This window comes from Haloarcula rubra (genome assembly GCF_019599465.1).
Taxonomy (GTDB): Archaea; Halobacteriota; Halobacteria; order Halobacteriales; family Haloarculaceae; genus Haloarcula; species Haloarcula rubra.
Genome location: NZ_RKLR01000003.1, coordinates 249,338 through 270,694, shown reverse-complemented (window position 1 = coordinate 270,694; position 21,357 = coordinate 249,338). Strand labels below are relative to the sequence as shown.

General features: G+C 66.0%; 18 protein-coding genes. 8 read left to right on the top strand and 10 right to left on the bottom strand.

Translation table 11 applies throughout. From position 1 onward, the window contains the following. Nucleotides 1-18: 18 nt before the first annotated feature. Nucleotides 19-1,185: an ABC transporter substrate-binding protein gene (locus EGH21_RS09590; protein ID WP_220618258.1), complete on the bottom strand. Its 1,167-nt coding sequence runs from the start codon at nt 1,183-1,185 to the stop codon at nt 19-21. Nucleotides 1,186-1,317: 132 nt separating this feature from the next. On the opposite strand from EGH21_RS09590, the gene EGH21_RS09585 reads away from it, so the two are divergent. After that, nucleotides 1,318-1,497 (top strand): DUF7836 family putative zinc-binding protein, encoded by a 180-nt coding sequence (locus tag EGH21_RS09585; protein ID WP_220618257.1) that lies wholly within the window; start codon nt 1,318-1,320, stop codon nt 1,495-1,497. Here the strand turns inward: EGH21_RS09585 and EGH21_RS09580 are convergent, their stop codons facing one another. The 3 genes from EGH21_RS09580 to EGH21_RS09570 are packed head-to-tail and all read right to left on the bottom strand — an operon-like array spanning nt 1,498 to nt 4,152. Beyond that, nucleotides 1,498-1,827 carry a DUF8022 family protein gene (locus tag EGH21_RS09580; protein ID WP_220618256.1) on the bottom strand — a complete coding sequence of 110 codons (330 nt, stop codon included), beginning with the start codon at nt 1,825-1,827 and terminating at the stop codon, nt 1,498-1,500. After that, nucleotides 1,827-3,407, bottom strand: a complete 1,581-nt coding sequence (locus tag EGH21_RS09575; RefSeq protein ID WP_220618255.1) for an acyl-CoA carboxylase subunit beta — start codon at nt 3,405-3,407, stop codon at nt 1,827-1,829. The genes EGH21_RS09580 and EGH21_RS09575 overlap by 1 nt, the downstream gene beginning before the upstream one ends. 1 nt (nt 3,408) lies before the next feature. After that, nucleotides 3,409-4,152 carry a beta-ketoacyl-ACP reductase gene (locus EGH21_RS09570; RefSeq protein ID WP_220618254.1) on the bottom strand — a complete coding sequence of 248 codons (744 nt, stop codon included), beginning with the start codon at nt 4,150-4,152 and terminating at the stop codon, nt 3,409-3,411. Nucleotides 4,153-4,403: 251 nt separating this feature from the next. Here EGH21_RS09570 and EGH21_RS09565 point away from each other — a divergent pair, with 251 nt between their 5' ends. From EGH21_RS09565 to EGH21_RS09535, 7 genes are all read left to right on the top strand, one after another. Beyond that, nucleotides 4,404-5,567 carry an alpha-1 4-glucan-protein synthase gene (locus EGH21_RS09565; protein WP_220618253.1) on the top strand — a complete coding sequence of 388 codons (1,164 nt, stop codon included), beginning with the start codon at nt 4,404-4,406 and terminating at the stop codon, nt 5,565-5,567. A 41-nt stretch (nt 5,568-5,608) separates the two neighbouring features. After that, a complete protein-coding gene (locus tag EGH21_RS09560) occupies nt 5,609-6,817 on the top strand; it encodes an extracellular solute-binding protein (RefSeq protein WP_220618252.1) in 1,209 nt (402 codons plus the stop codon). Further along, a complete protein-coding gene (locus EGH21_RS09555; RefSeq protein WP_220618251.1) occupies nt 6,814-8,433 on the top strand; it encodes an ABC transporter permease in 1,620 nt (539 codons plus the stop codon). Before EGH21_RS09560 ends, EGH21_RS09555 begins: the two co-directional genes overlap by 4 nt. Nucleotides 8,434-8,442: 9 nt before the next feature. After that, nucleotides 8,443-10,458 (top strand): ArnT family glycosyltransferase, encoded by a 2,016-nt coding sequence (locus EGH21_RS09550; protein ID WP_220618250.1) that lies wholly within the window; start codon nt 8,443-8,445, stop codon nt 10,456-10,458. A gap of 26 nt (nt 10,459-10,484) precedes the next feature. Next, nucleotides 10,485-11,042 (top strand): gluconate 2-dehydrogenase subunit 3 family protein, encoded by a 558-nt coding sequence (locus tag EGH21_RS09545; protein ID WP_220618249.1) that lies wholly within the window; start codon nt 10,485-10,487, stop codon nt 11,040-11,042. Between the two features lie 144 nt (nt 11,043-11,186). Next, nucleotides 11,187-12,323: an ABC transporter ATP-binding protein gene (locus EGH21_RS09540; RefSeq protein WP_220618248.1), complete on the top strand. Its 1,137-nt coding sequence runs from the start codon at nt 11,187-11,189 to the stop codon at nt 12,321-12,323. Continuing rightward, entirely contained in the window at nt 12,320-14,338 is a 2,019-nt protein-coding gene (locus EGH21_RS09535; RefSeq protein WP_220618247.1) for a DUF7846 domain-containing protein, read from the top strand. Before EGH21_RS09540 ends, EGH21_RS09535 begins: the two co-directional genes overlap by 4 nt. Before the next feature lie 60 nt (nt 14,339-14,398). On the opposite strand, the gene EGH21_RS09530 is transcribed toward EGH21_RS09535, so the two are convergent. From EGH21_RS09530 to EGH21_RS09505, 6 genes are all read right to left on the bottom strand, one after another. After that, complete coding sequence (locus EGH21_RS09530; protein WP_220618246.1) at nt 14,399-15,112, bottom strand: dolichyl-phosphate hexose transferase; 714 nt, start codon at nt 15,110-15,112, stop codon at nt 14,399-14,401. Between the two features lie 53 nt (nt 15,113-15,165). Then, complete coding sequence (locus tag EGH21_RS09525; protein WP_220618245.1) at nt 15,166-15,939, bottom strand: helix-turn-helix transcriptional regulator; 774 nt, start codon at nt 15,937-15,939, stop codon at nt 15,166-15,168. A gap of 289 nt (nt 15,940-16,228) precedes the next feature. Continuing rightward, a complete protein-coding gene (gene trmB / locus EGH21_RS09520) occupies nt 16,229-17,281 on the bottom strand; it encodes an HTH-type sugar sensing transcriptional regulator TrmB (RefSeq protein WP_220618244.1) in 1,053 nt (350 codons plus the stop codon). A 48-nt stretch (nt 17,282-17,329) separates the two neighbouring features. Next, nucleotides 17,330-18,475 carry an ABC transporter ATP-binding protein gene (locus tag EGH21_RS09515; RefSeq protein WP_220618243.1) on the bottom strand — a complete coding sequence of 382 codons (1,146 nt, stop codon included), beginning with the start codon at nt 18,473-18,475 and terminating at the stop codon, nt 17,330-17,332. Nucleotides 18,476-18,625: 150 nt separating this feature from the next. Further along, a complete protein-coding gene (locus EGH21_RS09510; RefSeq protein WP_220618242.1) occupies nt 18,626-19,996 on the bottom strand; it encodes an ABC transporter substrate-binding protein in 1,371 nt (456 codons plus the stop codon). A gap of 274 nt (nt 19,997-20,270) precedes the next feature. After that, complete coding sequence (locus EGH21_RS09505) at nt 20,271-21,335, bottom strand: glucose 1-dehydrogenase (protein ID WP_220618241.1); 1,065 nt, start codon at nt 21,333-21,335, stop codon at nt 20,271-20,273. Between the last annotated feature and the right edge of the window lie 22 nt (nt 21,336-21,357).

The following is a 21,357-nucleotide window of genomic DNA, read 5'->3' as shown; positions in this document are numbered from 1 at the left end:
TGGTAGTGAGTCTCGGTTTCAGAAGTTCCCGTTTACGATATCGGACACGCGACCGCGGTCGAACAGCGTCTCGTCGCTCGTCACCTCGCCGAACGTATCGGGGAACAGTTGCTGGGCGGCGCGTTCGGTGAGGAAGAGGTTCTGTATCGGTCCCTGATGGATGAACCCACCGCGGTAGACGCGACCGTTCTGGACGCAGGTGAGTTCGCTCGCCACGTCGTGGTCTTTCATGTGGGCCAGCACGGTGTCGCGGAACTCCTCCGCGGACTTGCGCTCGTGCCCTCTGACCATCAGCACGTCGGGGTCGATTTCCAGCATCGCCTCGTAGTCGATTTTGCCGCGGTCCGAGGTGCTCAGCCCGTCGATACCGGTCCCGGCGAGCGCGTCGCCGACGCCGAGGTCGTGCCACTGCTTCTTGCTGGTCCCCTTGTCGGTGATGCGGTAGGGCGAGAACTGCTCGGGTTCGTTCGCACCCGCGTACGTCAGCAGGACGTTCGGTCGCTCGCCGGCCGACGGGAGCTGTGTCTGGACCTCCGTGATGAACTCGTCGTGGAACGACGAGAACTGCTCGTAGCGCTCGGTCTCCTGGAACAGGTGGGCCAGTTTCTCGAAGGCCTCGTACATCGTGTAGTACCGGTAGTCGTGCCACTCGTCCTCGCGGCGGAAGTTGAGGTTCCCGAAGAACGGCGCGACGTTCTCGCGAATCTCCTCGACGTCGCTCTCGGACCAGCCGAACCAGTTGACGAGCATGTTCGGGTCCATCAGATGGACGTCGTTGTCGAGCGCGTAGAACGGCTCTTTCGGGATGGTGTCGCCCAGCAGCTCGTTCTCTTTCAGCGTCGACCGTGAGACGCTGACGCCGTCGAGTTCGTCGTAGACGTAGGTGTAGTATCGGGCGGCGTACCCGATGCCCGTGATGCCGTCGGCCTGTCCGAGCGCGACGGCCATGTCGGCGTAGGCGCCGTCGTAGGCGATCCACTTCTCCGGGACGGACTCGAACGTCACCTCGCCCATCGGTTCCATCGAGACCGAGTAGGAACTGCTCTCGGTCGTCGTCTCCGTCGACGACTCGGTCGTTCCGCTCTCCGTGGTCGATTCGTTCGACTCGCTGCCGCCAGAGGAACAGCCAGCGAGGAGTCCTGTGAGTGCGATACCGCCCGTCTTCACGAAGTCACGACGGTCCATATATTGGTTTAGGCCAGCCTAATTGTGATAAAGGTTCCTATCTTTAGGAGGGCCTAAATCATCGACCGGGTACGTTGTCGGGCGGTGGCAATCCGCACAAAGTATATCACGTCGCCCTGTCCAGACTCCTCTATGCAGGAGGCCTGGATCCAACTGCAGTGCCCCGAGTGTGAGGCGAACTGGGAAGCAAACGTCGCCGACCTCTCGGCCCCCGACTCGACGTTCTCGTGCAAAGACTGCGGCCAAGAACGGCGCCTCGCGGAGTTCATGAAGACCGCTCGCGACCTCGAAGTCCTAGAACAGTTCGCGTAATCAGTAGCGTGCCCGCGCCGCCGCGCTCCACTCGTCGCCCCGTTCGACGTCCGCCGGGCGACGCCGTCTTCCGAACCGCTCCAGCCGACCGGCCAGTTTCCACGCGTCGACGTACTCGGTTGGCTGCTCGCTTGCGGCGGCCGCGGCGGCCGCACGCTGTCGGTCCGTGATGTGCGCGCCGACGGCGGCGGTGACGGCCGCCGCCTCCGAGGCCGTCGCGTCGTCGGGTATCGAGACGGTCAGTTCACCCTCTTCGACGGTGACCGCCACCGTCTCGGGGTCCTCGTCGGCGGACGGTTCAGTAGCTTCGGACGATTCGAGGGACGACATCAGAGTGGGATGTTACCGTGGTCTTTTGGTGGCGTGTCCTCGCGTTTGCGCTGGAGGAGGTCCAAGTCGTCGATGAGGCGCTTACGCGTGTCCTTCGGTTCGATGACGTCGTCCAGGTAGCCGCGCTTGGCCGGGCCGTAGGGGTGGGCGAACTCCTCGCGGAAGTCGTCCATCAGTTCCTGTCGCTTGGCGTCGGGGTCGTCCGCGTTGGCTATCTCCTTGCGGTAGAGGATGTTGACGGCCCCGCGCGGCCCGAGGACGGCCATCTCCGACCCCGGCCACGCGTAGTTGACGTCGCTCCCGAGGAACTTCGAGGACATGACGATGTAGGCGCCACCGTAGGCCTTCCGGACGACCACCGAGAGCAGCGGCACCGTCGCCTCGGCGTAGGCGTAGATGAGTTTCGCACCGCGGCGGATGATGCCGTTGTGCTCCTGGTCGGTGCCGGGCATGAACCCGGGGACGTCCACGAAGGTGAGGATGGGGATGTTGAACGAGTCACAGAACCGGACGAAGCGCGCGCCCTTCTCGGCGGCGTCGATGTCGAGCGTCCCGGCGCTCACTCGCGGTTGGTTCGCGACGACGCCGACCGACTGGCCGTCCATCCGCGCGAAGCCGGTGATGACGTTGCGCGCCCAGTTGCCGTGGACCTCGAAGAACGACTCCTCGTCGACGATGCGCCCGACGACTTTCGACATGTCGTACGGCTTGCGCGGGGCCGACGGGACGATGTCGGTGACCTCCGGCACCTCGCGGTCCGGTTCGTCCCACGGTTTGACCCGCGGCGGGTCCTCCATGTTGTTCTGCGGGAGGTACGAGAGGAGGCGGCGGATGTTCTCCAGTACCTCCTCTTCGGAGGGGTACGAGAAGTGGGCGACCCCGGACTTCGTGGAGTGGGAACTGGCACCGCCGAGTTCCTCCTTCGACACCTGTTCGCCGGTGACCGTCTCGATGACGTCCGGCCCGGTGATGAACATGTGGCTGGTGTCCTGCACCATGAACGTGAAGTCCGTCAACGCCGGCGAGTACGTCGCGCCGCCGGCACACGGTCCCATGATGGCCGAAATCTGCGGGATGAGACCGCTCGCCTTCGTGTTGCGCTCGAAGATCTTCGCGAAGCCGACCAGCGAGTCGACGCCTTCCTGAATCCGTGCGCCACCGGAGTCGTTCAGGCCGATGACGGGGACGCCGTTCTCGATGGCTTTGTCCATCACCTTGCAGATCTTGTCGGCGACGACTTCACCGACAGAGCCCCCGAGGACGGTGAAGTCGTGCGCGAAGAGGAACACCTTCCGGCCGTCGACTTCGCCGTACCCCGTGACGACGGCGTCGCCGGCGTAGCGCTTCTCCTCCATCCCGAAGTTGGTCGAGCGGTGCTCGACGAACGGGTCGACTTCGTTGAACGACCCGTCGTCGACGAGGAAGTCGATGCGCTCGCGAGCGGTCATCTTGCCCTTCTCGTGTTGGGCCTCGATGCGCGCCTCGCCGCCGCCGAGTTCGGCCTGCCGCCGTTTCTCGCGCAGTTCCTCGACCGGGTCGGACGCCGTCTCGTCCTCGTCTGGTTCTTCCTGTTGACTCATATTACCACTCCATCCCGCCGTTGACGCCGAGTACCTGTCCGGTCATGTAACTGGACTCCTCGCTGGCGACGAACCGCACGATGCCCGCGATGTCTTCGACGGTGGCGAAGCGGTCCAGCGGAATCTCGCGGAGAATCTTCTCCTGTACACGCTCCGGGACTTCCTCCAGCATGTCCGTCTTGACGAACCCCGGGGCGACGCAGTTGGCCGTCGACCCCGTGTGTGCGAGTTCGAGTGCGAGCGTCCGCGTGAAGCCGAACAGGCCCGACTTCGTCGTCGCGTAGTTGGCCTGCCCGATGTTCCCCTGCTGACCGACGACGCTGGAGATGTTGATGAGACGGCCGTGTTCGGCCCCCTTGATGTCGTCGTAGAACGCGTCGGTGCAGTTGAACACACCGCCGAGGTTGACTTCGATGACCGTGTCCCAGTCCTCGCGGGTCATGTTCTCGAACTTCTTGTCGATGGTGATGCCCGCGTTGTTGACGAGGACGTCCGCTGGCCCGAACTCGTCGGCCACCTTCTCGCGCATGGCCCGCACCTCGTCGGGTTTCGCGACGTCGGCCTGTGCGGCGATGGCCTCGCCACCCTCCTCACGGATGCTCTCGACGACGGCCCGTGCTTCGGCCTCGGAAGAGCGGTAGTTGACCACGACGTTCGCTCCCTGTCGACCGAGGTCCTTCGCGATGCCGCGTCCGATGCCGCGTGACGACCCTGTGACCACGCAGGTCTGGTTGTCGAGGTTCATGGTTCTGCGACGTGACCCCCGTTGCTTGATGCACTCATCTCTCACTAGGAGGCCAAAGCACAGCCAAATAATAGTTCGCCTTAGACGCCTTTAATCGCCGTCGCGTGAATATAATCACCTTGGGTGGCGTTGCCATCGTGACGCCCCAGTTACAGACTCACGTGGGAAGTAAATCGGGCCTAAGCGGGTCTCAGTCGACACCGGCCGATAACGCCAGTTTCTTTAGGCCGCCCTAAAGAACGTCTGGTACGATGAGCGAAGACATCTGTGTCGTGGTGCCGACGATACGGAACCACGAGTGCATGCGACAGTACTTCGAGAACGCCCGCGCCCACGGGTTCGATTTAGACCGCCTGTTCGTCGTCCTCGTCACAGAGGACTTCTGTGACACGGACGCGATGGCCGAGATGCTCGACGAGGAGGGTGTCTCCGGGGCCGTCTTCGACGGGGAGGCACGCGAGGCGTGGTTCGAGAAGCAGGACGTCGCGGAGTACGACCACCTGATTCCCGCGGCCAGTCACGCACAGACCTCCTTCGGCCTGCTGTACCTCTGGGCCAACGACTTCGAGTACGGCGTGTTCATCGACGACGACACGCTGCCCCACGAGGACGTCGACTTCTTCGGCACGCACATGGAGAACCTCGCCTTCGAGGGCGAGATAGAGACCGTCAGTTCCGACGAGGACTGGGTGAACGTCCTCTACCAGAACGAGGACGACCACGGCCTCTACCCCCGCGGCTACCCCTACGCGGCGATGGACGAGTCCGTCGAGACGGCGACCACCCACGTCGACGACGTGGTGGCCTCGCAGGGCCTGTGGACGAACGTCCCCGACCTCGATGCCGTGCGAATCCTGATGGACGGCGACCTGCAGGGACAGGCCCAGACCCGGACCGAGGCGGCGGACTTCGACGGCGACTTCGTCGCCGCCGAGGGGAACTACCTCACCGTCTGCTCCATGAACCTCGCCTTCCGGCGGGAGGTCGTCCCGGCGTTCTACCAGCTGCCGATGGACGACAACGAGTGGGACGTCGGTCGGTTCGACGACATCTGGTCGGGCCTGTTCCTCAAGCGAGCCTGCGACGTGCTGGGCAAGCAGATTTACAACGGCGACCCGCTCTGTGAGCACAACAAGGCACCGCGCTCGACGTTCTCCGACCTGACCAACGAGGTCCACGGCCTCGAACTCAACGAGCACGTCTACGAGGAGATAGACGCCGTCGGCGACGACGCCGACTCCTACGCCGAGGTGTTCGAGGCGATGGGCGAACGCCTCGCAGACGGCGACTACGAGGACTGGGAGAACGGCGCGTTCCTCAACTACTGCGGGGAGTTCATGCTCGACTGGCTGGACTGCCTCGACGCACTGGCGACGGCCGAGACAGAGCCCGTACCGGCGGCTGCCGACGACTAAAGCACAAACCATTTAGGTATGCCTAAACCTACACCAAAACAATGAATGACGCCAACGACACTTCCGCTCGTACCGGGTCGAAGTCGTCCCGACGTCGGTTCCTCGCACTCGGCGGGGCCACGGCCGCGACGGCGCTCGCGGGCTGTAACTCGCTTTTCGGCGGTGGAGACGGCGGGGGCGACGGCGGCGCCGCTCAGCAGGGTGCCGACGTCGAGATTCCGTCGCTGTCCGCCTTCCGCGGGTCCGGGACCCTCGTCGAGGGGCGCCCCGCACCGGGCGGCACCTCCATCGAGGAACTACCGGACCTCTCGGGGTCGCTGAACCTCTACATCGGTGGCGGCGAAGGGGGCATCTACTTCCAGTTCGTGGAGATGCTCCAGGAGATATATCCCGAGTTTCAGGTGTTCGCCAGCAGTGCGTCCTCCTCGTCGCTGGCACAGACAGTCGTCGAAGAGGTCGAGGCCGGTTCGCCCCAGGCCGACGTGTTCTGGTCCATCGACGCCAGTTCACTCGGGTTCGTCGCCGACAACGACGCCTACGAACCGCTTCCGGACGACGTCGTCAGTCCCGTCCCGTCCGGCTTCCGGGGTTCGGACAACGCCTGGGTCGGCGTCGCCGGTCGTGCCCGCAGCGTCCCCTACAACACGGACGAACTCAGTGAGAGCGACATCCCGAACAAGGTCGCCCAGTTCCCGAACACGGACGCGCTTAGTGGGACGATGGGCTGGGCCCCGACCTACGGCGCGTTCAAGTCCTTCGTGACGGCGATGCGCCTGCTTCGGGGCCCCGAGGCGACCAGAGAGTGGCTCGTCTCGATGCGCGAGGCCGGGACCGAGCAGTACCCCAACGAGTTCGTCGTCTCGAATCAGGTCGCCGACGGCGCGCTCAACGCCGGCTTCGCGAACCACTACTACGCGCTGCGGGTCCAGGACCAGCGGCCGAACGCCCCCATCGACCTCGCGTTCACGGAGGGTGACGCGGGCGCGCTCGTCAACGTCGCCGGCGCGCTCCGCATCGACGGTACCGAGAAGGCCGAACTCGTCAACAACTTCGTCCGACATCTGCTCTCGGCGGAGGCCCAGGAGTTCTTCACGACCGTCAGCTTCGCGTACCCGATGATTCCGGGCGTCCAGCCGGTCGGCGGCCTCCCGTCCATCGACCAACTGAGCCCGCCGGACATCGACCTCTCGGAGCTCTCGGACCTCGAACCGACCCTCGAACTGATGCGCGAGGCGAACGTCCTCGGATGAAGGTCAGGGAGCGTGTCGCGGCGGTCAGAACGCGTGCCCTCGACGACGAGTCGACGGCGGTCGGTCGCGGACTGACGCTGCTCTCGGCGGCCGTCGCGGCCGCCCTCGTCGTCCCGCTGGGCTGGCTCGTCGTCGACGTGTTCGGGCTCGGCTCGCGTGCGCTCTCGCTCACCGTGGCCCCGCAGACGCTCCAGGTGCTCGTCCGGAGCGTCGCCCTCGTCGGTGCCGTCACCACCGGAAGCGTCGTCGTCGGCGTCCCGCTGGCGGTCCTGACGGTCCAGGGCGACCTCCCGTTCGGTCGCTTCTGGACGGTCGTCGCAGCCCTCCCTCTCGCGATTCCGAGCTACCTCGGTGCCTTCGCCGCCGTCTCGGCGTTCGGTCCCCGGGGAGCGCTGGCCGACGTGCTCTCGCCACTGGGCGTCGAGCAGATTCCGACCATCTACGGGTTCGTCGGTGCCACCGTCGTCCTCACGCTGTACACCTATCCGTACGTCTTCCTGACGACGCGGGCGTCGCTGCTGTCGCTGGACGGTTCGCTCGTCGAGGCCGCGCGCACGCTCAACGCGAGTCGGTGGGAAGCGTTCCGGCGCGTCACGCTGCCACAGATACTGCCGGGCATCACCGCCGGGGCGCTGCTGGTCGCGCTGTACACGCTCTCGGACTTCGGGACGCCGAACATCATGCGCGTCGAAGTGTTCACGCAGTTCATCTACGCCCGTTACAACGCGTTCATGCGAGACTACGCCGCCCTGCTGTCGTTAGAGCTGTTCGCGGTGACGGCCGTCGTTCTCGCGCTGGAGTCCCGGGTCGGCGCCGACGACTCCGGGGCCTACGGTAGCAGCGGGAACCGCGGCGCGTTCGATCTCGACCTCGGCCTGTGGCGCTATCCGGCGGCGCTGCTGCCCGCGCTCGTCGGGTTGGTGGCCATCCTGCTGCCAATCGCCATCTTCGGGATATGGTTCCTCCGCAGCGGGCCGGGCTACGCGAGCGGGTCGATGGCCTTCTCGTGGTCGTACGGGCTGAACTCCGTCTACGTGGCGCTGCTGGCCGCCGCCGGTGCCGTCCTCGTGGCAGTCCCGATCGGACTGCGGTCGGCCACGTCCGACTCCCGACTGGCGTCGCTGGCGGACCGTGCGCCCTACGTCGGCTACGCCGCACCGGGCATCGTACTGGCCATCGCGCTGGTGAGCTTCAGTCTCGACGTCCTCCCGGCGCTGTACAAGACGCTCCCGCTACTGGTGTTCGCCTACGTGGTCCGGTTCATGCCACAGGCCATCGGCTCGATTCGGACCTCCCGGCTTCAGGTCGACACGGGCCTCGTCGAGGCGGCCCGCGTCCTGGGTCGGTCCCGGGCGAGCACGTTCCGGTCGGTGACGCTGCCGCTGGTACTCCCGGGTATCGCGACGGGCGCGGCGCTGGTCTTCCTCACGACGATGAAGGAACTCCCGGCGACGCTGATTCTGCGGCCACTCCGCTTCGACACCCTCGTGACGTACATCTGGCGGGTCCAGGAGGCCGGGCTGTACGGCGCTGCCGCCGTGCCGGCGCTCGTCCTCGTCGTCGTCTCTGGTCTCTCGATGGCAGTCATCCTCGCACAGGAACAGCGGACGGACTGACGACCACCGATGGCCCGCTTCACTGAACTCGAATGGGGTCGGCTGGCGACGGCCGCACTCGGCGTGCTGGCCGCCGTCGCCGTCGCGTTCCTCACGACGGAGGTGTTCCCCTACCACTCGCTGAACCACGACGAGGGGGTGTACCTCCAGCAGGCCGCGATGCTCCTGGAGGGGCAACTGTTCCTCCGGCCGCCCGTGGAGGGTGCGTTCCGGCCGTGGTTCTTCGTCGAGAGCGAGAACGGGATGTATCCGAAGTACGCGCCCGTGGCGGCGACGATGTTCGCCGTCGGGAAACTGTTCGGCGGGTACCGCGTGGCGCTGGTCGCCATCGCCGCGGGGAACGTCCTCGGCGTCGTCGGCCTCGTCCGGGAGGTCTTCGACCGCCGGACCGGTCTCCTCGCGGGCGCGTTCGTCCTCGCGTCGCCGCTGTTCCTCGTCGACTCCTCGGTGTTCCTCCCGTACGCACCGACGACGTTGCTGAACCTCGCGTTCGGTTACGCCTACCTCGTCGCCGACCGGACCGGCGACCGGCGCTTCGCCGGCGTGGCGGGTGCGGCGATAGGTCTCGCCTTCTTCTCGCGACCCTACACCGCGGTGTTGTTCGCGGCGCCGTTCATCGTCCACGCCTGCTGGACGCTCTGGCGGGACCTCTGGGGTTCACTCCCCCGGCAGGCGACGACGGCGGTGCTGGGGTCGACCGGCGTCCTGCTCACGCTCGGGTACAACGCCGTCGTGACCGGTTCGCCGTTCCTGTTCCCGTACCAGGCGTTCGCGCCCGAGGACGGCCTCGGCTTCGGTCACCGGGAGATTCTCGCACACGAGGTCGTCTACACCCCGGAACTGGCCCTTCGGGCGAACCGACTGGTCCTCGAACTGTTCTTCACCGAGTGGGTCACCGGCGGGCTACTGGGCGCTGGCCTCGCTGCCCTCGGTGTCGCCCTCGCCGTGCGGGCCGGGCTCACCGCCCGTCAGGCGGTCGTCGCGGGCATCGCCCTCAGCGTCGCGGCGGGGAACGTCTACTTCTGGGGGAACTTCAACATCCTCGGCGACCTCGAACGAGCGGGCGACGGACTCGTCTCCGCGCTCGGCCCGTACTACCACTTCGACCTGCTCGTCCCGACCGCGGCCTTCGCCGCTCGCGGCGCGCTCGGCGGCCTCCGGGCCGTCGAAGCCCGGAACAGTCGACGGTCGGCACGCGTGGTTCTGGCCGCGCTCGTCCTCCTGAGCACCGGCGTGCTGGGCGGAGTTACCGCCCAGAACATCGACGCCCCGCTCTCCGAGAACATGGAGGTGACCCGGACCTACGAGGACGCGTACGAACCGTTCGAGGACGGCCCACCCGACGACGCGGTCGTCCTCCTGCCGGACCCATACGGGGACTGGCTGAACCACCCGTTCCAGTACCTCCGCAACGACCCGGGGTACGACGGCGACACAGTCTACGCAATCGACGACGAACCGTTCGCGGTCCACGACGCGTTCCCCGACCGTCGCTTCTACCGATACGTCTACCGCGGGGCCTGGGCACCCTACGCCGGGTCGCCGAGCGACGCCTACCTCCAGCGGGTCCGCGACGTCGACGGGGAGCGGGTCGAACTGCGGACGACCGTGGGCATCCCCGACGGCGCCGTCGGCGTCACGGTGCGGGTCGGCGTCGACGGCAGGAGCGCGTACTACGTGGTGCCCGACCCCAGCGAAAACGTCTCGCTCGCGCTCCTCGTCGACGACGACGGGGCGAGGCTCCGTGGCGAGGTGCGCCCCCTCCAGAACGAGACGCTGGACGTCGACGGCAGGGAGACGGTCCGGACGACCGTCTTCGTCGACTACGGGGGCGGGAGCGGCTTCGCCTACCGGTTCGACCTCCCTGTGGACGCCGAGGACGACCGGGTGCGGGCGCTCACTCCCCGTATCGAGCGGTGCCGGAGCGCCCGTGCCTGCGGCGGTGCGGCCGCGTACGTGCCCGGGACTGGTCCCGACGGCGTCTTCGTCGAGACGAACCTGACTGCCATCGAGCGCAATCCATAAGTTTAGGCTCACCTAAGAGATCCGATATGGAACTGAGTCGTCGGGACGCGCTCGCGGCCCTGTCGGCGGCCGGCGTGGCAGTGGGCGGGGGCGGTGCCGTTCTCCTCGCCACCGACGACGAGAGCGGTGACACCACCGAGGAGTCAGCGTCGTCGGACTCACTCGACGAGAGCGAGTTCGAGACGCTCGCTGCGGCGGCCGAGGTGCTCTACCCCGACGAGGTGTCCGGTGTCGGCGAGTTCGTCCGCCGCTTCGTCAGGGGGCGAGCGCGCGACCGGCCGGACCACGCGGCCGGCATCGCCGACGCGGCCGCGTATCTCGACGAGTACGCGCGGGCGTGGTTCGACGACAGGTTCGCGACGCTGGCCCCCGCGACGCGGGAACAGGCACTGCGACGGATGAACGCCGACACAGTGGAGCCGGACCCCGATGGGTCTGACACACAGCGGGTGCGGTACTTCGTCGTCAACGAACTGCTGTTCGCGCTGTACGCCTCCCCGACCGGCGGGAAACTCGTCGGCATCGAGAACCCGCAGGGCCACCCCGGCGGGACACAGAGCTACCAGCGGGGGCCGGACGCGTGACCGCCGCCCGCCGTCTCGCCGACAGCGGTCACCGGCGCCCCGATTCCGTTACGTACATCCGGCTGGTGGCCACAGTCGGAGACGAGCGACGACGGCAGGCTCGCCCGGCTGGGTCCACTGGCCGACCACAGGAGCGTCGATAAGATGGCACACCAACAACCAGAACAGTACGTCTCGGACTTCGATACGGTCGAAGCGGCCGTCGAGGACCCCGAACGGATCGTCCTGGAGATGGACGGCGTCACGAAGGACTACGGTCAGGAGGTTGCCGTCGAGGACCTCTCGCTGTCGGTCAAAGACGGCGAACTCCTCACGCTGCTCGGTCCCTCCGGGTGCGGGAAGACGACGACGCTCCGCCTGCTCGCGGGGCTCGAACGGCCCACCGACGGGTCGATTTCGATCGCCGGCGAGACGGTCACCGGCGAGGGCGGGGACGCATTCCGACAGCCCGACCAGCGGGACGTGGGAATCGTCTTTCAGGACTACGCCCTCTTCCCCCACCTCTCGGTGGCCGAGAACGTCGCCTTCGGACTGACCGACCACGACGAGGCCGGGACCGAACAGCGTGTGGACGAACTGCTCGACTTAGTCGACCTCACCGACCACCACGACAAGATGCCGAGCAACCTCTCGGGGGGGCAGCAACAGCGGGTGGCGCTGGCCCGCTCGCTGGCACCCGAGCCGGACGTCCTCCTGCTGGACGAGCCGTTCTCGAACCTCGACGTCCGCCTGCGCGTCGAGATGCGTGAGGAGGTCCGGAAGATACTGAAACGTGCCGGCGTCACCGCCATCTCCGTCACCCACGACCAGGAGGAGGCCCTCTCCATCAGCGACCGGGTGGCGATAATGAACGACGGGACCGTCGAACAGGTCGGCGACCCGGCCACGGTGTTCCAGAACCCGGAGAGCCGCTTCGTGGCGAGTTTCCTCGGGCAGGCGAGCTTCCTCTCGGGGCGCGTCACCGAGGACGGCGTCGAGACGGCCCTGGGGACGTTCCCGCTGGAGCGTCTGAACGGCTCCGTCGAGGCCTACGACGGTGCGACGGTGGGCGTGCTCGTCCGGCCCGACGACCTGCGCGCGACGCCGACCAACGAATCGACCGCCGACGGATACGTCGTCCACCGGCAGTACAACGGCCCGTCGTTCGTCTATCGGGTGGAGCTCCACAGCGGCGACGTGGTTCACTGTATGCACAACCACGTCGAGACGTTCGACGCGGGCGAACCGGTCGAAGTCGACCTCGTCGCCGACCATCAGCTGGCGTGGTATCCAGCTGAATGAACCTGCTGCGACGGCCGCGGGTCCAGGCCGCCGTCGTCGCGCTGCTTGGCGGACTCGTCGTCTTCGCGCTCTCGCATCTCGTCTTCCCGTACCACACGAGCAACCACGACGAGGCCGTCTATCTCCAGCAGGCCGCGATGTTGCTGGAGGGGCAGCTATTCCTCCGCCCGCCGGTCGAGGACGTCTTCCGTCCCTGGTTCTTCGTCGAGAGCGAGCGGGGCCTCTATCCGAAGTACACGCCGGTCCCGGCCGCGATGTTCGCCGCCGGGAAACTGCTCGGCGGCTACCGTATCACGCTGGGGGTCGTCGCCGCCGGCGTCCTCGTCGGGACCTACCACACCGTTCGCGAGACCTTCGACGCGCGGACCGGCGTCGTCGCGACCGTCCTCACGCTCGCCTCACCGCTGTTCCTCGTCGACGCCTCGGTGTTCCTCTCGTACGTTCCGGCGACGTTCTGGAACCTCGGGTTCGCCGCGAGCTACCTCCACGCGGACAGGACCGGGAACCGGCCCACCGCCGCCATAGCGGGTGCCTGTGTCGGCGTCGCCTTCTTCACGCGACCGTACACCGCAGTGCTGTTCGCGACGCCGTTCGTCTGCCACGCGCTCTGGTCGTGTCGAACGCTCCGACGGCCAGTCGTCGAACGGGTGGGCCTCACCGCCGCCTTCGGTCTCGGCGGCGTCATGCTGGCGGTGACCTACAACACGCTCACCACCGGGGACCCGTTCGTGTTCCCGTATCAGGCGTTCGCCCCGAACGACGGACTCGGGTTCGGCGAGCGGTCGATTCTGGGGTACTCCCGGGAGTTCACGCCGGCACTCTCGCTCGCGGCCAACGGCGAACTCCTCTGGACGTTCGCGACGCGGTGGCTGGTCGCCGGACCGCTCGGGACGCTGGCGGCCGCCGTCGGCGTCGTCGCCGTCAGTAGACGCGGGTTCGACGCTCGGCAACTGGCGCTCGGCGGCGTCTTCCTGACCGTCCCGCTCGGGAACCTCTACTTCTGGGGGACGGTCAACATGCTCGGCTCGCTGTCGGACCCGACGGACGGGCTAGTCCGCTTTCTCGGCCCGTTCTACCACGTCGACCTGCTCGTCCCCGCCGTCGCGTTCGGTGCCGTCGGCGTGCTGTGGGCCGCCGATAGGCTCCGGACGCTGGTCGAAGTCCGTGTCCCGTCACAGCACGTCCGTCCAGTACTCCTCGCGGTCGCGCTCGTCTGTGCGACGGTCGGCGGTGCCGCGGCCGTGACGACCGCCGCGGAACCGCTCCGGGACAACCACACCGTCACACAGCAGTACGAACGGGCCTACGCGCCCTTCGAGGACCGCGACCTGTCGAACGGCGTCGTCTTCCTCCCGACGCCACACGGCGACTGGCTGAACCACCCGTTCCAGTACCTCCGCAACGGCCCCGAGTTCGACGGCGAGACGGTGTACGCGATGCAAAACCGGCAGTTCGCGGTCGTCGACAGCTACCCCGACCGTCGGTACTACCGCTACGACTACCGAGGCGAGTGGGAACCCTACCGCGGACAGGCAGTCGAACCGAAAATCCAGCGGGTCCGCCTCGTCGAGGCCGGGACGGTAGTCACGACCGTCGACGCAGCGGCCCCCGCCCCGGCGCGCCTCGCGTCGGTCCGTCTCACGAACGGGGACTGGTCCGTTACGGCCGCGGTCGACGGCACGGACCCACTCTCCCTCCGTCTGGTGACCGATGCCCAGAGCACGCGAGTTCGAGGGGCCGAGTTGAACGAAACCGTCGCCGTTCCCACGCCCGACCGCGGAACCGTGACACTCGTCGCGTTCGTGGACTACGGCACCGGTGCAGGGTACGAGTACCGGGTGGAACTCCCCGTCGACCGGGAGACCGACGAGGTGCGAACGCTCACGCCACGGCTGGAAGTATGCTGGACGGAACAGCGGTGCGAGGGACGGGCGGCGCACGTCCCGGACAGCTACCAGTACGACATCGACCTGAACGTGACGGTGAGCGCGACGGCTGACCCGAGTCGGGACTGACGGGAAGGGTCGGGGCGGCCGTATCGTCGCCGCGAGTAGGCGACTCGTCCGCCGGGAGAGCTACCGGAACCGCTCTTCGAGAGCGACGCGGACGATGGAGCCCGCGATTTCGAGGCCGCCCGAGAACGGGTCGAGTTTCGTCTCGCCCTTCCGCTCGTCGTACTCGATGGGGCGCTCACGCACGTCGTACCCACGCATCAGCGGCCGCATCAGCAGTTCCGCCGACAGGCCCGTGTTCTCCGTCCACCGAATCTTCTGGACGACGTCACGCCGATAGGCACGCATCCCGGTCGTCGTGTCGTGGACGCGTTCGCCCATGAGGACGCTCGCGAGGAGTGCGAACAGTTCGTTGCCGAGTTTGTTCATCCCGGGCATCTCGTCGGCGCCGTAGTAGAGGCGGTCGCCGCTGACGACGTCCGCCCCGTCGTTTATCTCGGCGAGGAAGTCGGGGAGTCGCTCCATCGGGTAGGTGTCGTCACAGTCGGTCGTGACGACGACCGGCCGGTCCGGGGTCAGCACGGCTTCGCGGACGGCGACGCCGTACCCCTGTGGTTCCTGTTCGACGACGGTGGCACCGTGGTCGCGGGCTATCTCCGGCGTGCGGTCGCTCGACCCGTCGACGCAGACGACCTCCGCCCGGCCGTCGGTCACCTCGTCGATGTCCGAGAGCACCGTCCCGATAGCTTCGGCCTCGTTGTACGTGCCCATCACGACCGCCAAATCGTCGAACGTATACTCGGACGAGCGCTCCGCGGCGGGTTGCTGTGTACTCATTACAGACCACTCTCTGCTCACGCCTCTTGAATTTTTAGGTTCGCCAAAATCTCCTACTCCGACAGGTAGGTCGCCATCGGCGTCCCGTCCTGCCAGACGGCGTCGAACAGTTCCCGACCCCACTGGACGGCCGTCTCCGCCGTCGAGAACACTTTCGCGTCCGGCCAGTCGCCGTCGTGGTCCGGGAGCGTGAGGATGACCCACTCCTCGGAGACGCCGAGGGCGAACGGCACCGACGAGACGCGGACCGGCGTCTCCTCGTAGCTCCGCGAGTACGGCCCGTCGTCCATCTCCAGCAACACGTCGTCGACGACCTGCCGCCCGACGACGAGTCGCGAGTCGGCGTTGTCGGGCATCACCTCCTGATACTCCCGGTGATACATCGGGGACACTATCTCGCAACTCTCGACGGCCTCGACTTTCGAGACCACCCACGGGACGAGACCCATGAGGTCGTGTTCTGCACGCTCTTTCACATCGTAGGCTCCCAGTTCGGGGAGGCGGCATCGGAAAGACTGCGGCAGGACGCTGGTGTCGTGGCGTTCCCAGTACGTCTCGTTCGCCGCGATGAGTCTGTCCGTCGCTCGCTGTCGTTCCAGCGTATCGCCGACGAGACGTCCGGCCCCGGTCAGCCGCCACCCGTCCGGCGTCTCGGTCACTACCCCTCTGTCGTCGAGGTTCGACAGCGCCTCGTAGACTGCCGACTCACTCGCGTCCACTGCGGCCAGCAGTACGTCCGTCGGCCCCGGCCGCTCACAGAGTGCGTCGACGACGTCGGACCGAACCGTGGACGAACCGACGTACCGAACGAGCGAGTCCGAGGCCATTATTCGTACGACTCAGTAGTGAAATCGAAAACACATATCGGTTTCCATTACCGTCGGACCGTTCCGCGCAACGTGAGTCGACGAACGCCCTGTGGAGAGTTCCGCTCGGAGATACTCGCACCTTTTTGTTGTACTGGCGAGGAGTACACATGCTGTCTGCCCGAAACAGCGTCCCCGCTGACGATGCCGCCGCCACGCGGCATCTACGCGACCGACACGCGGCGACCAGCGGGTCGCCGCTCCGTCCCGTCGTGGGCACGCGCCCACGCACTCATTGTCCTTTCACCCGTCAGGCAGTCGGTGGCTCGTCCCGACCGATCTGTATCTCGTAGGCTTCGATGTCCTCGTAGGCCGCCACCTGTCCGCCCACGTCGACGGGGCCGTCCGCGGTTTCGACGACCAGCGTCGCTATCTCCCGGTTGGGGCCGAACGAGGCCTCCGCTACCTTCCCCTGAGCGACCCAGTGGTCACCGGTCATCACGTCACGACCCTCGATGGTGGCGTAGAACTCGCCGTCGAGTGTCGTCAGGTCGGAGATACACCGGCGAATCGTTCCGTACCGACGCGGGAACGGGAGTTCCATGCCGTCCGAGGCGATGACCTCCGCGGTGGTCCAGAGGACCGTGTTGAGGAACCCGGAGACGAGGAAGCCCAGTTCCGAGCGGTTGAAGATGACGCCGTAGCGGTCGGTGTCGCCACGGATGGACTCCCGGGTCGCGTACATGGAGTAGTTCCCGTCGGCGACGGCGACCACCGGCGTCGTGATGCCGCGGCGTCCCTTGACCGTCGTCGCCACGGAGTGGTAGTCGAACGTCTCCGGGTCGGGGGCCTCCGAGGACGGCGAGAGGAGAATCTCGATGGCGATGCCGGAATCGCGCCGGTCGGCGAGCTGTGACTCGAACCGGTCCAGTAGCGACGGCGTCAACGAGAGCGTCAGTTCGTACTCCGCCGTCTCGATGATGTCGTCGAGATACCGGAGGATGGTCGGCCGGGACTTCACGAGCGAGACGGCTTCGGGTTCACGGGCCGGCGCGGTGTAGCGCGTCGAGAGGTCGTCGACGAGGTCGTCGAGCGAGTCCTGGATGTCGCCGAACGCCTCCCTGGGGTCGATGGCGAGGACCTTCATCGGCCGGGACTCCTTCAGTTCGACGAGGCCGACGTCGCTCAGACTTCGGACGGTGTCGTACACTCGAGGCTGCGGGATATCGGTGTTCTCCGATATCTCAGAGGCTGTCAGTTCGCCGTGTTGGAGGACGGCCAGATACGCCGCAATCTCGTACTCGCCGAGATTGAAGCGTGCAATGACCTGCTCGAGTGACGCCTCCAGGTCGTCACTGGACATACGACGGCGTTCTCCGCTCGACTACAAAGAAGTTCGGCTATCGCCGCGCTACCGCATGGGCGGCGACTCGGCGGCTTCGAGTTCGCGGTTTCGGAGCGCCTCTCCGGAGTGCCTGTCGAACAGGTGGATGGCCTCCTCGGGGAACTCAGCGACGAGGGTCTGCTTCGAGTCGACGCTCTTCATCCCGTCCAACACGGCGGTGAAGAGGTTGTCCTCGTCCACTTCGCTCCCCTCGAAGACGAGGTGGACGACGTTCTCGTCGCCCATCGGTTCGACGACGTCGACCACGGTACGGTAGTCGTGGTTCGACTCGACAGCGGACTTCAGCGACACGTCCTCCGGCCGGATACCGAGGACGAGGTCCGTCTCCCCACCGAGAGACGCAACTGTCGCCTCGGAGAGTTCGTACTCGAACTCGTCGGCCACGAGCGTCGACCCTCGCAGTTCCACGTCGAAGAAGTTCATCGACGGCTCACCGATGAAGCCACCGACGAACAGGTTGTTCGGCTGGTGGTAACACTCCAGCGGCGTCGCACACTGCTGGAGGACGCCGTCGTTGAGAATCGCCACCCGGTCGGACATCGTCATCGCCTCGACCTGATTGTGGGTGACGTACACCGTCGTCACGCCGAGGTCCTCCTGCAGTTGCTGGAGTTCGGTACGCATCTCCGCCCGCAGTTTGGCGTCTAAGTTCGCCAGCGGTTCGTCCATCAGGAACACCGCCGGGTCCCGGACGATTGCCCGGCCCAGTGCGACGCGCTGTTGCTGCCCACCAGAAAGGTCACTGGGCGGTCGCTCCAGAAGCTCGGGAATGCCGAGTAGCTCCGCGGCCTCTTCGACCCGCACGTCGATTTCGTCGTCGGGCATGTCCGTCGACTCCTCCAGCCCGAAGGCCATGTTCTCACGCACGGTCATGTGCGGGTAGAGGGCGTAGGACTGGAACACCATCGCCACGTCCCGTTTGGTCGGCGGGACGTCGTTCATCACCGACTCACCAAGTCGGATTTCGCCCTCCGATATCTGTTCGAGGCCCGCTATCATCCGGAGCGTCGTGGACTTCCCACACCCGGACGGGCCCACCAGTACCAGAAACTCGCCGTCGGCGATATCTATCGAGACATCGTCGACAGCGACGATTTCCTCGCCGTCGTCGTCGAATATCTTCGTTACGTTGTCGAGTGTCAGACCTGCCATCGCTTACTTCCCCATTGAGTTACTGCTGTTTGTAATCTTTCGATGCTGGCTGGGCACTCCCAGACCTGTACCGTCTGAAGCCCCCGCAGGATAACGTATATACCTATCGCTATCCGGGCTGCGCCGAAAGAATCGCGGTTCGAGACGGCCTTACAGGTTGCTGTAGGCGTCCACAATCTGGCTGATGACCTCGTCGTTCGAGGAGCCAGTGATGAGTGCGCTTATCGCGGAGCCGACGCCGGACTTGACCGACGGCTTGACAGCCAGCCCGTGCTGGAGGGACGGGGGCTGTGCGTCGGAGTTGCCGAAGTCCTCGATCTGGTCCTGCGAGAACGCGTTGAACGGCTCCGTGTTCGCGTCCGTGCGCGGTGGGATGGACCCCTTCTTGGGGTTGAACAGCTCTTGGCCCTCGGTGGTCCCACAGTAGCGGCACCACTTCGTCGTCGCGTCCGGCGACGGGTTGGCCGTCGGGTACGGGAACGAGTCCATGTTCAGCATGTAGTTCCCCTCGGTGCCGGGGAAGGTGATTTGGTCCCAGTCTTCGCCGTACTCGAAGCCGTCCGTGCCGACGTAGGTGCCAGCGGCCCAGTCACCTTGGTGGATGAAGCCGGTCTCGCCGTTGATGACGCCCGAGTTGGCCTCGGTCCAGGAGATGGACCCGGCGTCGCTCGGGTAGTACTCGCTGTACTCGCGGACGATGTCGAGGGCGTTCGCGATAGCGTCGCGGTTGGCCTCGATGTTGCCTTCGACCCACGTCGCGTTGTAGGTGTCGGCGTCGGTGAGGCCGAGGAAGATGGTCGCGAACATCTGGACCGTCGACCACGCGGAACCGGTCTGGTGGGCCATCCCGGTGTAGCCCGCGTCGGAGACGGCCGCGAGGGCGTCCGTCACGTCCGACGGCGTCTCGAGCGAAGACGGGTCGACACCGGCGTCCTCGATGACGCTGACGTTGTAGAACAGGTTGTTGATACGGTGGATGTTCAGCGGGACGGTGACGTAGTTACCGGCCGGCTGTGCCGCCTCTTTGACGCCACCGAGGTAGGCGTCTTTCATGCCGTTCTGGCTCCAGACGGACTCCTCGATGTCCTCGAGGAGGTTCGCGTCGGTGAACGGGATGAGCGCCTTGCCGGGCCACTGCTGCCACGTACTCGGGTGGCTCCCGTTCTGGACACGTGTCCGGATGTTGGTCTGCAGGTTGCTCCCTGCCCCACCGGCGACGAGGTTGTCGTCCGTCGCGACGTTCGGGTAGGCCTCCTTGAAGCCCTCGAACAGCGCGTTGATGGCCGCGTTCCCGTCACCCTCGCCCCACCAGTGGGCGACTTCGAGGGTGTTGGTCTGCGTGGTCGTGTCGCTGCCACCGTCGCTGCTGCTGCCGTCGCCGCTGCTGCCGTCACTGCTGCCGCCGTCGCCACCGCTGCCGCCGTCGCCACCACAGCCAGCGAGCGATGCGGCACCTGCCGCACCAGCAATCCGGAGAGCGTTACGCCTTGTCAGCCGCTTGTCAGAGTTGTCGTCAGTCATGGTTGCACCAATACCTCATCATTCCTTATTGAGGATTCGCACTTAATACTTCTGTATGACAACAGCGCCCATTTCACCAACCGGAAAACGCGAATTGTACCTTCGCAGTCTGTCGGTTAGTACTTAATTCGGATACGGATGAATAATTCGACCGAGCGAAAAATGTAAAATTATTTTCCGCTCTTTACGCGTCTCAAGTCTTGGAATTTGGATTGGCCTACCATGATATCGCAAGTGAAAACTCGGCCGCGCCGGAGTTCGGGAGTGGCCGGGACTAGAGCGTGTCGAACTCGACGACCGCCTTTATCTGTTCGTCGTCGTCGACGAAGGCCGGTGCGACGTTCTCCGGGTCGGCGACCGTCGTGATGAGGTCGTCCAGCAACCACTCGGGCATGTCCTCCAGCGTGTCGATGGCGTACTCGAAGTGCTTGACGTGGGAGTTGACGGTCCCGACGAGGCACTTGTTGTGGAGGACGAGTTCGTTGTGCAGCGACCCGCCGTCGACTTCGAAGTCCCACGGTTCCGGGATACCCAGCAGGGCACCGACGCCGTTGGGTGCGAGGGCGTGGACCGTCTCGACGACGTGCGGCGCGAAACCCGTGGCCTCGTACATGTAGTCGATAGACTCGTGGGCTTCGGGAATCTGGTCGACGGACGTCTGCCGGGAGTCGACGTACGTCGCGCCGAGTTCCTCGATGATGTCGACGGTCGGGTCCGGTCGGTCGCGGCGCCCGACGCAGTACGTTCGGTCGAACGTCTGACCCAGCATCCACAGCGTCAGCAGGCCGAGCGAGCCGTTACCCAGCACGCAGGCCGCCTCGGGCCGCCACTCGAACGGCTCGCGCGTCGCGAACGCGTGCTCGTTCGCCTTCTCGGTGATGGAGACGGGTTCGACGAACAGGCCGTACTCGGCGAGGTCGGCAGCGATGGGGACGAGGAAATCGGCCGGCGAAGTGAAGTACTCGGCCATGTAGCCGTGTGCGCCCACGATACCGCGCTCGAAGTACTCGCCGTCGGGTGCCATGTCCGGTTCGCCGCGGCGGAAGTACTCGTTCGTCTCGCCGTCGGGTTTCCGACGGACCGTCGGGACGACGACCTGCCCCTCCTCCAGTCCGGTCCCGTTCGGGTCCTCGACGACACCAACCGCCTCGTGACCCAGAATCATGTAGTCCTCGCCCTCGGGGTACCCACCATGTGCCCCGGCGATAACTTCGTGGTCTGTGCCGTCGACGCCCACGCGAAGAGTCTTGACGAGAGCCTCCCCGTGGGCCGGTTCGGGCCGCTCTATATCGAGTAACTCGGGTTCGTCACCGTCCCGTGTCACACCAATCGCTTTCATAACCTACCGGACTGTGAGAGTA